This window comes from Thalassospira sp. MBR-102, assembly GCF_040549275.1.
GTDB lineage: Bacteria > Pseudomonadota > Alphaproteobacteria > Rhodospirillales > Thalassospiraceae > Thalassospira > Thalassospira xiamenensis.
Genome location: NZ_JBEPTC010000002.1, coordinates 343576 through 356572, shown reverse-complemented (window position 1 = coordinate 356572; position 12997 = coordinate 343576). Strand labels below are relative to the sequence as shown.

At 54.1% G+C, this 12997-nt stretch carries 13 protein-coding genes; 9 read left to right on the top strand and 4 right to left on the bottom strand.

All coding sequences use genetic code 11. The annotated features are described in order from the left end of the window. Position 1: 1 nt before the first annotated feature. Positions 2–1552: an OmpA family protein gene (locus ABIE64_RS04980; RefSeq protein WP_037987638.1), complete on the bottom strand. Its 1551-nt coding sequence runs from the start codon at positions 1550–1552 to the stop codon at positions 2–4. 219 nt (positions 1553–1771) lie between these two features. On the opposite strand from ABIE64_RS04980, the gene ABIE64_RS04975 reads away from it, so the two are divergent. The 9 genes from ABIE64_RS04975 (at position 1772) to ABIE64_RS04935 (ending at position 10818) form a co-directional block, all read left to right on the top strand. Continuing rightward, positions 1772–2650: an HpcH/HpaI aldolase/citrate lyase family protein gene (locus ABIE64_RS04975; RefSeq protein ID WP_354376801.1), complete on the top strand. Its 879-nt coding sequence runs from the start codon at positions 1772–1774 to the stop codon at positions 2648–2650. Between the two features lie 85 nt (positions 2651–2735). Beyond that, positions 2736–3788: a MaoC family dehydratase gene (locus ABIE64_RS04970; RefSeq protein WP_354376800.1), complete on the top strand. Its 1053-nt coding sequence runs from the start codon at positions 2736–2738 to the stop codon at positions 3786–3788. Between the two features lie 272 nt (positions 3789–4060). Continuing rightward, entirely contained in the window at positions 4061–4441 is a 381-nt protein-coding gene (sdhC, locus tag ABIE64_RS04965) for a succinate dehydrogenase, cytochrome b556 subunit (RefSeq protein ID WP_007088829.1), read from the top strand. A 27-nt stretch (positions 4442–4468) separates the two neighbouring features. After that, positions 4469–4852 carry a succinate dehydrogenase, hydrophobic membrane anchor protein gene (sdhD, locus tag ABIE64_RS04960; protein ID WP_007088830.1) on the top strand — a complete coding sequence of 128 codons (384 nt, stop codon included), beginning with the start codon at positions 4469–4471 and terminating at the stop codon, positions 4850–4852. 4 nt (positions 4853–4856) lie between these two features. Further along, complete coding sequence (gene sdhA, locus ABIE64_RS04955) at positions 4857–6653, top strand: succinate dehydrogenase flavoprotein subunit (protein WP_063092547.1); 1797 nt, start codon at positions 4857–4859, stop codon at positions 6651–6653. A gap of 25 nt (positions 6654–6678) precedes the next feature. Then, the gene (locus tag ABIE64_RS04950) at positions 6679–7461 is read left to right on the top strand and encodes a succinate dehydrogenase iron-sulfur subunit (RefSeq protein ID WP_063092548.1); all 783 of its coding nucleotides are present in this window, start codon (positions 6679–6681) and stop codon (positions 7459–7461) included. Positions 7462–7604: 143 nt separating this feature from the next. Continuing rightward, positions 7605–9311 carry a DUF4153 domain-containing protein gene (locus tag ABIE64_RS04945; RefSeq protein WP_063092549.1) on the top strand — a complete coding sequence of 569 codons (1707 nt, stop codon included), beginning with the start codon at positions 7605–7607 and terminating at the stop codon, positions 9309–9311. A gap of 56 nt (positions 9312–9367) precedes the next feature. Further along, entirely contained in the window at positions 9368–10144 is a 777-nt protein-coding gene (locus ABIE64_RS04940) for a tetratricopeptide repeat protein (protein WP_223304889.1), read from the top strand. After that, on the top strand, positions 10141–10818 hold the full coding sequence (locus ABIE64_RS04935) for an HAD family hydrolase (RefSeq protein ID WP_063092551.1): 678 nt from the start codon (positions 10141–10143) through the stop codon (positions 10816–10818). Before ABIE64_RS04940 ends, ABIE64_RS04935 begins: the two co-directional genes overlap by 4 nt. Before the next feature lie 39 nt (positions 10819–10857). Here ABIE64_RS04935 and ABIE64_RS04930 read toward each other — a convergent pair whose 3' ends face one another. From ABIE64_RS04930 to uraD, 3 genes are read right to left on the bottom strand one after another with little or no spacing between them, the layout of a single operon-like run. Next, a complete protein-coding gene (locus ABIE64_RS04930; protein ID WP_063092552.1) occupies positions 10858–11370 on the bottom strand; it encodes an ureidoglycolate lyase in 513 nt (170 codons plus the stop codon). A 4-nt stretch (positions 11371–11374) separates the two neighbouring features. Next, complete coding sequence (gene alc / locus ABIE64_RS04925) at positions 11375–12406, bottom strand: allantoicase (protein WP_354376799.1); 1032 nt, start codon at positions 12404–12406, stop codon at positions 11375–11377. 51 nt (positions 12407–12457) lie between these two features. Further along, a complete protein-coding gene (uraD, locus tag ABIE64_RS04920; protein ID WP_354376798.1) occupies positions 12458–12994 on the bottom strand; it encodes a 2-oxo-4-hydroxy-4-carboxy-5-ureidoimidazoline decarboxylase in 537 nt (178 codons plus the stop codon). Positions 12995–12997 lie beyond the last annotated feature (3 nt).

Genomic DNA, 12997 nt, shown 5'->3' with positions numbered 1-12997 from the left:
TTTATTGTTCCGTGCTTTTGGCGATTTTCAAGTGCATCTCGTTTGCAAAGACTTTGCTATCTTTGTCGTAATATACCCGAGCTTGCGCGAGGCCTTGTTGAGCCACATTTCGCGGGAAGAAGGTATCGATACATCTGACCGGCCATGCACCTTCGTCAAAGAATACGCGATAGACCACGCCGTTCGCGCCGATATAGGACCTTGCAGAGCCTTCGGCGCTAAGGGTCGGTGCTTGGTCCCCTTTCTTGTAATTTTCAAAGACAAAGAGACCGGGCGCTTTCTCGACAAGGCCGCTATCTTCCAAGACAGCCACCTTGGTCAGGCCAATAAGATGCCCGTTAACAGTGTCATGCCATGAGGTCGAGTAAAGTCCGGGAATATAATCCGATGTGCGATGAACCGGCATGTCTCCGTCCAGAGACATGATGCTTCCAACTGGTCTATAACTGTCATTAATGCAAGTCGTTCCAAGCATCATGTCGGCCTCGTTGGAGGCTTTTGCTTCAGAGACCGGCCACAAATTAGAAAAAAGAGATTTTTCTTCTTGGCTTTTCTCCACATTAGCAGCCACGTTCTGATCGAACTTATCAATGGGCAGGCCGCCGAAATCGATTGAGCTGCCAGATTTCAAGGAGGCGACTGTTGGTATCGTTTTGGTGGGGAGTTCGGGTTTGTTTTCCGTCGCTGGTTTGGACGTTTGAGGAGGCCGGGGAATATCAGGTGAATCTTGCGATTTTACAACGCGAGTGGGAAGAGTTGGATCACTTTCAACAAAATTATCATAGGCGATGATGCCCTCTTCCGTTCCAAGTTCGACGACCTCAACCCGGCGGTTTGCAGTGCGCCCTTCTGCGGTGAGGTTGGTTGCGATCGGGCGATCTGCGCCGGCACCCTTGTAATACAGATCAGCCAGGCCGACCCCGGAGCTTTCAAAGATTTTGGCAACTTCGCGTGCGCGTTTTTCCGAAAGGGTCCGATTCAGCTGTTCGGGGCCGGACGAGTCCGTGTGCCCAATAATCAAAACCTTTCGGTTCTTGCCTGCATAGGTCTTTGCCAATTGTTGCAGATCAGCAGCGGCAGACTTTGTTGGTACAGATGAGCCGCTGGCAAACATCATTGCATTAGAAACAGTAACGATGATGCCTTGTTCGCCTTCTTTTGGTGACGATGCGTCCGGGTTAACCCAGCTGCTTGGTGCAGGTGCGTTCACTGCCTGAACATTGAGATCACTTTCTTTCATTTGCTTTTTAACAGCCGCAAGTTCTTTGCATCTGTTCTGAAGGTACGATTGCAGTCCTTTGCCAATGAGTCCGCCAGCGGCTCCCCCGGCTACTGTTGCGACCCCTCTGTTGTCACCACCCGCAAGTAGACCGATACCGATGCCCAGCAATGCTCCGCCGATTACATAGGCTGCTTCGTTATATTCACATTCGCCATTTGCCCCGGGCGTAGTGCTCAGAAAGTTGCCGTTACCGCCGTTGGTAACGCAACCACTTAAAAGGCTGGTGGCGCATAAAGCGGCTACCAACGCCTTAGCAGGTTGCGATTTCATTCTGACCCCTGGATTCAATTATTGTGCGTAGTAGTCCCCTCTAATGCTATTATCTTTATCATCGCAAGATCAGCAAGTACTGATTGTTAAATAATAAGCCGCAGCCCGTTCCCGATATCGCACTGCAAAAGTGACTTGAAGCGTATTTTGAGTTTGGGTAATTTTCATAAAGATTATTATTAAGTGTTGTACAAAAATTACGTTTTGTGGAGGTGTCCTGTGGCTGTTACTGCCCGTCCGCGTCGTTCCGTTTTATATATGCCGGGTTCAAACGCCCGGGCACTGGAAAAGGGGCGCAGTCTGCCTGCTGATGGCCTGATCCTTGATCTTGAGGATGCTGTGGCACCCGACGCAAAGGATGTTGCCCGCGATCAGATCGTTGCCGCGCTGGCAGAAGGTGGTTATGGAAAACGTGAAATCCAGATCAGGACCAACGGATTAAACACCCCGTGGGGATATGCCGATATCGTGGCTGCGGCTAAAACATCGGCCGACGCGATTTTGCTGCCAAAGGTCGAAAGTGCCGATACGGTCCGACAGGTTGCGACCATCATGGAAGCGCAGGGTGCGCATGCGGATATGCGTATCTGGTGCATGATGGAAACGCCGCTTGCGATGCTTGATGCCAGGGAAATCGCAGGCGCCCACCCGCGCCTTGGCGGTTTTGTGATGGGGACATCCGATCTGGCGAAGGATCTGAACTGCGCTCATACGCCTGATCGTTTGCCAATGATGACAAGTCTTGGCCTTTGCCTGCTGGCGGCCCGTGCCTATGGCCTTGCGATCCTTGACGGCGTTCATCTTGATCTTTCGGACGATGATGGCTTCGCCGCATCCTGTAAGCAGGGGCGTGAAATGGGATTTGATGGCAAAACGCTGGTCCATCCCAAAACCATTGCGGCTGCTAATACCGCATTCGCCCCAGCCGAAAGCGAGATTGCCTGGGCACGCAAAATCATTGCCGCCCATGAGGAAGCGGCACAAGAGGGCAAAGGTGTTGTCGTGGTCGATGGCAAGCTGATCGAGAATTTGCATGTGGTTTCGGCCAAGCGTCTGGTCGCAATGGCCGATCAGATTGCGGAAATGGACGCGGTTTAAGCCCCGCACATAGCTGGATAAAAAGCGCGAAAAGCATCGGCATTCCATTTTGTCAGACCAAGCGCCATACATGCAGGGAGGCACCATGGCATCGAAAACAAATCCAGGAAATTACTTTGAGGATTTCCGCATCGGTCAGGAAATGCGCCACGCAACACCGCGCACGATCACGACCGGTGATGTCGCACTTTATACCGGGCTTTATGGTTCCCGTTTTGCGGTGCAGTCATCTGATGAATTTGCCCGGCGGATCGGGTTTGATCGCGCGCCTGTGGATGATTTTCTGGCGTTTCATATGGTATTTGGCAAAACCGTGCCAGATGTGTCGTTGAATGCGGTTGCCAATCTTGGTTATGCGGGCGGCGTGTTTGGTGCGCCGGTCTATCCGGGCGATACGGTCAGTACGGTATCGACCGTGATCGGGCTTAAGGAAAACTCGAACGGCAAGAGCGGTGTGGTTTACGTCAATTCCATCGGTCGTAATCAGCGCGGCGAGATGGTGCTGGATTACAATCGCTGGGTCATGGTGCGCAAACATGATGAAAGTGCCCGGGCACCTGAAACAGTCATTCCTGAATTGCCAGGCGTCGTTGCGCCAGAGGCATTGCAGATCCCCAAAAGCCTTGATCTGTCGACCTATGATTTTGAACTGTCCGGGGCATCCCATCGTTGGGGTGAATATGCGATTGGCGAAAAAATCGATCATATCGATGGCATGACCATCGAAGAAGCCGAACACCAGATCGCAACCCGTCTTTACCAGAATACAGCCAAGGTTCACTTTGATCAGGTTGCGGCAGGTGCCGGGCGGTTTGGCAAGCGGCTGATTTATGGTGGGCACATCATTTCACTGGCACGTGCATTGTCCTTTAACGGGCTTGGCAACGGTTTTCGTATTGCTGCGATTAATGCCGGTGCGCATGCTAATCCGGCTTTTGCCGGCGATACGGTATTTGCCTGGTCCGAGGTTCTGGACAAGTTTGAAATTCCGGGGCGACGAGACATCGGTGCGCTTCGTTTGCGTCTTGTTGCGGTGCGCGATCGGCAGGCATATGACTTCCCGTTACGTGACGCAGAAGGAAAATATGACTCCAGCGTTCTTCTGGACTTTGATTATACCGTTTTAATTCCCAGATAATCTGGCAGGTGCAGTCTTGCGTATTAAGGTCTAATTGTGCGATTGCTAAATGCACGTTACGCCGTTTTCTGCATTAAGGGGAAACCCTTGGCCCTTCCCGCGGGTCGTAGACGGCACAAGAGAGGTCAACTACGTAGTTTAACCGAGGCGAAAACGGAATTTGATCGCGGATTTCTTTGGATTTCAAAGGTGTCTAGATTGACTCAAACCCGTTGCATGGGTAAATAAACCCTGCTTTCCCGCCAGCTACTTTGAGAAGAGGCAAATCCGCTATGAGCAAAGCCAATCGGCCGCTGTCTCCGCACTTGCAGGTGTACCGGCTTCCGATGGCAGCCAAGATGTCCATTTCGTTCCGTGCGATGGGTGTCGGTCTTGCCATTGGTTTCGTATTTCTGGCGTCCTGGCTGATTGGTGCCGGCGCTGGTCGTGATGCATTTGACGGCTATCACGCATTTTTCACCTCGTGGTTTGGTCTGCTGCTGCTGTTCGGTTGGACGGCGGCATTTTATTACCATGCTTGCAACGGTGTCCGGCACCTTGTCTGGGATACCGGTCGCGGCCTGACGAATGAGGGCGCCAGAAAAGGCAACCCGATCGTCTTTGGCGCGGCAATCGTGCTGACCATTCTTACCTGGATTATCGGTCTGGCCTAAGGCCGGGCAAGAGGGGACAAACCTGTCATGAAAATGCAATCCGATCTGGGCCGTGTTCGCGGCCTCGGTTCTGCTAAAAGTGGCTCGTCGCACTGGTGGACCCAGCGCGTTACCGCTGTCGCAAACCTTCCGCTCGGCATCTGGTTCATCATATCGATCCTGTCTGGCCATACGGCCGACTATGATGCAGTCCGTGATTGGCTGAGCTCGTATTTCCATTCGACCATGATGATCCTGATGATCATCAGTGTTTCTGTGCACTTCACGCACGGCCTTCAGGTCGTGATCGAGGATTATGTGCACAACCGTAAAGCAGAAATCGTATCGCTGTTCCTGATCAAGGCTGTGGCCGCATTCCTGTCGGTTGCTGCCATCGTGTCGGTCATGCGTATCGTTTTTGCCGGAGCCTGAACCAATGAGCGAATCATATAAAATTATCGACCATAACTACGACGTCGTTGTTATGGGCGCAGGCGGCGCCGGTCTTCGTGCGACGCTTGGTACGGTCGAAGCCGGACTGAAAACCGCCTGTATCACCAAGGTCTTCCCGACCCGCTCGCACACCGTTGCGGCGCAGGGCGGCATTGGTGCATCACTTGGCAACATGTCCGAAGATCACTGGCAGTGGCATATGTATGACACCGTCAAGGGCTCCGACTGGCTCGGTGACCAGGACGCGATCGAATATATGTGCCGTAACGCTGTTCCGGCTGTTCATGAACTTGAACATTACGGCATGCCGTTCTCGCGGACCGAAGATGGTAAAATCTATCAGCGTCCGTTCGGTGGTCATACCCGTGACCACGGTAAAGCGCCGGTCGAACGTGCCTGTGCCGCGGCTGACCGTACCGGTCATGCCATGCTGCACACCCTGTATCAGCAGTGCCTGAAACACAAAGCCGAATTCTTTGTCGAATATATCGCCCTTGATCTGATCATGGGTGACGACGGGTCGTGCAAAGGTCTGGTCGCCTGGGATCTTGATACCGGTGAAATCCATCGTTTCAACGCCAAGATGACCATTCTGGCGTCGGGCGGTTATGGTCGCGCATTCTTTAGCTGCACCTCGGCCCATACCTGCACCGGTGACGGTCATGGCATGGTCGCACGTGCAGGCCTTGGTCTTCAGGACATGGAATTCGTTCAGTTCCACCCGACCGGCATTTACGGTTCTGGCTGCCTGATCACCGAAGGTGCGCGTGGCGAGGGCGGTTATCTGACCAACTCCGAAGGCGAACGTTTCATGGAACGTTACGCACCGACCGTTAAGGACCTTGCGTCACGTGACGTCGTTTCGCGCGGTATGGCACAGGAAATCCGTGATGGTCGCGGTGTTGGCGAACACGGTGAATACATCCACCTGCACCTTGAACATCTTGGTTCGGAAGTGCTGTGGGAACGTCTGCCGGGTATTACCGAAACCGCAAAAATCTTTGCCGGTGTTGATGCGACCAAGGAACCGATCCCGGTCCTGCCGACGGTTCATTACAACATGGGCGGCATTCCGACCAACTATAAGGGCGAAGTCCTGCGTCCGACCGCGGATAACCCGAACGCAATCGTTCCGGGTCTGATGGCGGCCGGCGAAGCGGCCTGCGTGTCGGTCCACGGTGCAAACCGTCTTGGCACCAACTCGTTGCTCGACCTTGTTGTTTTTGGTCGTGCATGTGGCTTGCACGCCGCCGAAGTCGTCGATGCCAAGGCATCCTACAAGGAACTCAAAACCACCGATGGCGACGAGGCTATTGCACGTTTCGACCGTCTGCGTTGGGCAAAGGGTTCTCGTCCGACCGCCGAAATCCGTCTGGAAATGCAGCGCGTCATGCAGGGCAATTGCGGCGTGTTCCGTACTGCCGAGATTCTCAAGGAAGGTGTCGAAAAGCTTTCCGCGACCGCAGCAACGCTTCCTGATGTTGCCGTGTCGGATCGTTCGCTGATCTGGAACTCCGATCTCGTCGAAACGATGGAACTCGAAAACCTCATGGTCTGCGCTGCTGCAACCATGAATTCCGCCGAGGCCCGTCACGAATCACGCGGGGCACATGCCCACGAGGATTATCCGAAGCGTGATGACGAAGTCTGGATGAAGCACACGATTGCGACTGTCGATTGGGACAAAGGGTATGGCGTTGATCTGACCTATCGTCCGGTCAATAACTTCACCCTTACAGATGAAGTGTCGTATATCGAGCCGAAAGAGCGCGTCTATTAAGGCGCGGCAAGAGAGGATTTGAGAGATGGTAGAATTCAATCTTCCCGCCAATTCGGTCGTTAAAGAGGGCAAGTCGTTCTCTGCACCGGCTGACGCGACAAACACCCGCAGCTTCAAGATCTATCGTTATGATCCTGACAGTGGCGATAACCCGCGTACCGATACTTACGACATTGACCTTGATAAGTGCGGTCCGATGGTTCTTGATGCGCTGATCAAGATCAAGAACGAGATCGACGCGACCCTGACATTCCGTCGTTCTTGTCGCGAAGGCATTTGCGGTTCGTGCGCGATGAATATCGACGGTCGCAACACGCTTGCGTGTCTGAAACCGATCGAGGACATCAAGGGCGAGGTCAAAATCTATCCGCTGCCGCATATGCCGGTGGTCAAGGATCTGGTGCCGGATCTGTCGCAGCCTTATGCACAGCTCGCCTCGATCGAGCCGTGGCTGAAGGCCGATAGCCCGACTCCGCCCGATGGCGAGCGTCTGCAGTCGCGTGAAGAACGCGCGAAGCTTGACGGTCTGTGGGAATGCATCCTGTGCTTCTCCTGCTCGACCGCGTGCCCGTCTTACTGGTGGAACTCCGACCGTTATCTCGGCCCGGCTGTTCTGTTGCAGGCTTATCGTTGGCTGGCTGACTCGCGTGATGAATATACCGGTGAACGTCTCGACGCGCTCGAAGATCCGTTCCGCCTGTATCGTTGCCACACGATCATGAACTGCACCAATACCTGCCCGAAAGGCCTGAACCCGGCATTGGCGATCACCGAAATCAAAAAGATGATCGCAGAACGCCGCGCCTGATCGGCTTAGACCATAAAAAAGTCTTTTTAAGACAAAAAGTTAAAGCCGCCGGAGATCGGATGATCCCGGCGGCTTTTTCTGTTTTAATACTGTTTATAAAGACAACCTGACCCGAACAATCGGGCACGAGCAAAGGCAAACCGATGAAAAAAGCGCATTGGCTGTTCCCCCTTAGCGGCGCGGCATATGGCTTCGCATTCTGGTATCTGATCGATTATCGCTGGGAGGATGACTATCTTCTGGCGAGTCTAATGACCTTTATTGCCGCACTGGCCTATTGCAGCTGGTTTGCCATTGGCGTGCGTCGTCTGCGTGATGATCTTGCGGTGACGTTTGTTTTACCAACCCTCGCAGCCCTTCAGGTGCTGGCATTTCAGCATCTGGTCGGGTTCGATCATACCGATGATGTCGCCATTTTAGGTTTGCTCGCCTGTCAGGCGTTTTGGGTCGGGCTTGCTGTCGCCATATGGCGGATATGGGGGCCGTTGCAGACGACTGTTTTACCAAACTATCCGGATCGGGCGGCACTGGTGCCCGAAATCTGGTCAATCAAGCTGGCATTGGCATTTGGTTTGGTCGGGGTTGGTGTTGTCTGGCCCGTTCTTTATGCCTTGTCTTCGCTGTTTATGCTGGTGGGGATCGACCAGATTTGGGACCTGATCAGTGAGGCGTATGTTGCGATGCCCCTTTCGGGGGCGGCTTTTGCCACAGGTATCCTCATTGCGCGTGAAAAATCGGGGCTTCTGATCCCGGTCCGCCAAGTGATTGGCGGAATGTTCCGCATTCTTTATCCGATTCAGGCTCTGGGGCTTTTCCTGTTTCTGATTGCGGCGGCATTGGGTGGCTGGGAAGTTCTGCTGGATCAGGAATTTGGTGTCTGGTGGACCGTGATGGCCGCCGCAGCAGGGTTAAGTTACCTACTGTTTGGGGCGGTGCAGGCAGGCGAAGGTGTAACCTTGTTTGGCCGGATCGGTGATCGTGTCTTTCGCTTTACATTGTGGATGGCACCGATTTTTGCCCTGATTGCGATGGCAACGATTTATATCCGGGTGCGTGAATACGGACTGACCCCATCGCGGATTTATGCGATCTGGGCGGCGGTATTTGTCTTGATGGCGACGATATGGCTTTCGGTGGCGGCATTTGGCCGTCGCCAGTCAACCCCGGTATCGTTGCGCCGGGCGTTTGGCCATATCGCGATTTGTGGGGCCCTGACGGCCTTTATCATACATCTGCCGTTGCTTGACCCGGTCAGCATTTCGGCGCGCAATCAGCAAAGCCGTCTTTTGTCGATGGCAGACTGGGACACGGCTGATCTTTCTTTCATTGCCCGAAATCTTGGAATGCCGGGCGAGAAGGCACTTGCTGAACTTGACGTGGCAAAACCCGACACGGTGCCGCCACTTGCTGAACTGCGCAGCCATATCGATTCCGATGCCGGACGGGTGATGGGCGAAATTGACAATATTCCGGTTTATCCTGCGGAATATCGCGTGCCTGGGGAAGCCGTAACCGGATTGCTTGAAGCACAGCTTGAATATGATCGCCGCTTCTGTCGCAAGGAAGGTTCAGGCACAGGAGCCCCGGACCAGTGCGCATTGTTGCTGGTCGATCTTGACGGCGATGGAATGGAAGAAGCAGCCTTTTTCACGGCGCGTGATTATGTTGATATCTATCGTTATGAGGTCGCGGATGATGATTGGCAGATTGTGACCAGTTTCTTCCATGGCCAGAACGAAATCGACCATGCGGCAATGTTGCGTGATCTTGCCGATGGTAATTTCAAAGCGGTTTCACCCCGTTATTCCGATCTTTTGATCGGTGGGGTGCAGTGGGGCCAGTATCGTTAACGCCTGCCTAATCGGGACAGGCTATGCTTTGTCATCACATGAAACAGCATCAGGGAATGACTGCTTTGTTGATCCGGACACATCATCTCATTGCGGGCCTGGCCCTTCTAACGCTGGCGGCCTGCGGCGATACCTCTGCGAAATGGGAGCCTCAGGATATGTTCGCAAGCCCGGCGGAAAAGCCGGTTGACGAACGATACCGGGCGATGATCGATTTCAAGGCGCTATCGCGTGACGAGGCAGGGGTTGAATATGCCGCCGGGCCGAGCGCGACCGTGCTGGGCGCGGTTGAAGAATCCGTTGCCCTTTGTCAGGAAAAGGGTGGCAAGGGATGCAAGGCGGTCCGTGTCGGTCTGACATGGGTTGATGGTCTTGATAGCGATGCCATCAAGGCGGTGATGGAAACCTATCGCAACACCATGCTGGCAGAAGCAACGCAGGCATCGAATGCGGGGAATGCCGGTGCGGCGAACTGGCTTGCCTTCCATTATGCGGTTCGTGGTGAAAATTTGGGTGAAGCAGAACGTCTGATCAAGCGTGCCTTGCAGGTTGCACCCGGTGATCCCGGTGCGCTCGATACCTACGGGCTGGTGCTCTATAAGCAGGGCAAATATCAGGAAGCAGAAGAGATATTTGTGGCTGTAAACAAGGCAATGCCGACGGCTGAACATCTTGCGCATTTTGCCGAAAATGCCCTTGCGATGGGCAAAACCGAAATGGCACGCGCGGCTTATCAGCGCGCCCTTGAGGCGCAGCCAAGTGCGGTGCTGTCACAGGAAATCCAGAAACGGTTGCTTGCCCTTGATCTGGGTGGCGGCGCGGCAACACAGTGATCAATCTTGTCATCTTTGATTGCGATGGGGTGCTGATCGATAGTGAAGTGCTGTCGTTTGCCGTCGATGTTCAGATACTTGCAGGCTATGGCATTGAAGTCTCGTCGGATGACCTGGCGCGCCGTTTTGGCGGTGTGTCCTATGCCGGGATGGTCGACTGCCTGAATAATGATCACGCAACCGCGATTGACGCCGTGCAGTATCAGAAAGAATGTGAAGATCTGCTCGGAAGTCTTTTTGAAACAGATCTGCGGGCGATTGGTGGCATTGACGCGGTTCTGAAATCACTTGATGTGCCGGTTTGCGTTGCATCGGGCAGTGATTTGGCACGCCTTGATACCTGTCTTGGAAATACCGGTTTGCTTGATTTCTTCGAGGCGCGGATTTTCTCGGTCGAGGAAGTGGCAAATGGCAAACCGGCCCCGGATATCTTCCTGCATGCGGCGCGGGAATGCGGTTCCAAACCGGAAAACTGTCTTGTGATCGAAGACAGCCCCGCCGGGATTATTGCCGCCGGGGCGGCCGGGATGCGATCCGTCGGATTTCTTGGTGGAGGCCATCGAAATCCGCAAGATGCCGAAATGTTAATGCAGGCCGGGGCCGAGGATGTTGTCGGTGATTCCAGCGAACTGCACCGGTATCTTGGCAATCAGGGACTGGCAAAACGACCCTGATCGCAATTGATCAGGGTGCAATGTCTTGTGATCGTTTTCTCAAGTCTGGGGCCAGTCAAGCGTTACAGGCGTATCATCAACCATCGGCAGATCAATTTCGTTCAGGTTGTTGCCCGGGCCGCTGCGATCCACGATCAGAAAATCACTTTCTGGTTCAAGCGCCAGAAGCGGGTGGTGCCAGACATTCTTGGCATAAGTCACACCTTGTGTCCCGTCCGAGATAAAGGCGCGTAGGTCTTCGAGGGCAGGGGTATCTGAACCCTCTGCCACAACAATCAGGAACTTCTGACCGCTTAGAGGCACGAACGCCTGGGAGCCCAGTGGATGGCGTTCCATCATTTTGATTTCAATCGGCATCGGGCGCGGTGTGCCGCGAAAAATGCTGATGATTGGTATGCCACCTTCGTCCCCGACATCAACGCGCGATATGTCGTGAAACCGCGTTGTTGTACCCAGATTGATTTTATATTCGTCCCGCGCGGTGGCGGTGGATATCACCTCGCCAAACGGGGCAAAAGCCGCGGGGTTTAGCGGTTCGACTTTCAGTTTCATAGTCTTATCGCTTTGCCGGTTTGCCAAGAATGCGCAGGCGGCTGATCCCGCCATCGGGAATGGAATTGACGCGCAAATGCGATACCGGGCCGAGCTTGGCGATGACCGACGCATCAAATTCGTGGATATGGTCGGCCTGCATTTTCTGTTCAGGCAAAATGGTTTGCCAGAACATCGAACGTGCGCGCAGCGACTTATCCTTTTCACCATCCACATAGGCGGCCTGAATGGAAACCCGGTCGGGATAGTTGCCCTTGAAGTGGCAGGTGTCGACGATGATTTTCTCGATCTCGCCAGGATGGCCGAGCTCAACGATAAGCCACTCGTTGCCGGGTTCGCGGCGCCGTCTGGTTTCCCAGCCATCACCCATATTGATGCCTCTGCCCGGGGCCAGAATGGCATTCGGGTTGCCATAATGGGCATCCGACCATGTCAGGACCACGCCGCCATTGATCATGGCTGCCAGATCAATCTGATCGGCACTGCTTGCCATTTTTGACCAGTCCCGATCCGGGCGGCCATAAACGCGCAGACGGGCAATGCCTCCATCGGGATAGATATGCAGGCGGACATGGGTGAAAACGCCCTCTGCCGTGACGTCAGCATAATGGTGGGCTTCTGCGCCGACACCGGCACGCAACCCGATCGGGGCAACAATTTCGATCCAGGTTGTATCTTCGGCGGGATCACCATCCGGGCAATAGCATGCCTCTAGCGATGCGGCGGGCGGGAAGTTGCCGGTGAAGTGGCTGGTATCGATATCGACACCGTAAATCCGGCCCGATGTTGCCAGCCGTACCACACAGTAATCATGACCTTCCACACGTTTCCGGCGGCTTTCCCAGCCATCCATCCACTTGCCATTGTCATCATATTTATCCGGATAAAAAATGGCATCGGCGGTTTGCAACATGCGTTGCTTGTCGGCAAAGAAATCGTCGGTCGCAAAGATTGCCTCTGCGCCCAGACGTTCGTCGGCCAGATTGACAAAACGCCGGGTAAATTCCGGGGCATCATGGTTTGTGTGGTGGCTCATGGCTTCTAAATCCTGATTATCGGTTATTTTGTTCGGGCCGGTCATTGGTGATCAAAGGGCTTCGAGGCGCAGCTTGGCGATACGGTGTACCTGATTGATGGCCTCGTTAAATTCGGTTTCGACATCGTTCTTAACGCGGCGTTCGAATGCGTTCAGGATGTCGGTCCGATGGAACCCTTTGACCGCAAAGATGAACGGGAAACCGAACTTCTTTTTATAGTCGTCATTCAATTGCGTAAAACGGGCAAGTTCATCGTGCGTGCATTGATCAAGCCCGGCACCGGTTTGCTCATTCTGCGAGGAATGCGTGAGTTCCGCCAATGCAAGCTTGCCAGCAAGATCAGGGTGGGCGCGAAGCAGTGTCAGTTTGTCACCATCAACCGCGCCATTTACCACGGCCGCCATGGCATCGGCGAGTGCATCAGGGGTATCAAGGGCGGGCGTGATGCCGCGATCATATAACTGTTCAGCGATCCAGGGCGAATGTTCGTAAACCCCGCCATACAGCGAGACAAAGGCGCTTTGCGCCAATGTGCTGGGTGGTCGGGTTTCGAACAATGATTTTGCAGGTTTGGTCATATCGGCCATTTC

What these genes read in the sequence shown, in the direction of transcription:
- ABIE64_RS04980 (WP_037987638.1), bottom strand. Translation starts at nt 1,552, where the DNA reads ATGAAATCGCAACCTGCTAAGGCGTTGGTAGCCGCTTTATGCGCCACC.
- ABIE64_RS04970 (WP_354376800.1), top strand. Translation starts at nt 2,736, where the DNA reads ATGGCATCGAAAACAAATCCAGGAAATTACTTTGAGGATTTCCGCATC.
- sdhC (WP_007088829.1), top strand. Translation starts at nt 4,061, where the DNA reads ATGAGCAAAGCCAATCGGCCGCTGTCTCCGCACTTGCAGGTGTACCGG.
- sdhD (WP_007088830.1), top strand. Translation starts at nt 4,469, where the DNA reads ATGAAAATGCAATCCGATCTGGGCCGTGTTCGCGGCCTCGGTTCTGCT.
- sdhA (WP_063092547.1), top strand. Translation starts at nt 4,857, where the DNA reads ATGAGCGAATCATATAAAATTATCGACCATAACTACGACGTCGTTGTT.
- ABIE64_RS04950 (WP_063092548.1), top strand. Translation starts at nt 6,679, where the DNA reads ATGGTAGAATTCAATCTTCCCGCCAATTCGGTCGTTAAAGAGGGCAAG.
- ABIE64_RS04945 (WP_063092549.1), top strand. Translation starts at nt 7,605, where the DNA reads ATGAAAAAAGCGCATTGGCTGTTCCCCCTTAGCGGCGCGGCATATGGC.
- ABIE64_RS04940 (WP_223304889.1), top strand. Translation starts at nt 9,368, where the DNA reads ATGACTGCTTTGTTGATCCGGACACATCATCTCATTGCGGGCCTGGCC.
- ABIE64_RS04930 (WP_063092552.1), bottom strand. Translation starts at nt 11,370, where the DNA reads ATGAAACTGAAAGTCGAACCGCTAAACCCCGCGGCTTTTGCCCCGTTT.
- alc (WP_354376799.1), bottom strand. Translation starts at nt 12,406, where the DNA reads ATGAGCCACCACACAAACCATGATGCCCCGGAATTTACCCGGCGTTTT.
- uraD (WP_354376798.1), bottom strand. Translation starts at nt 12,994, where the DNA reads ATGGCCGATATGACCAAACCTGCAAAATCATTGTTCGAAACCCGACCA.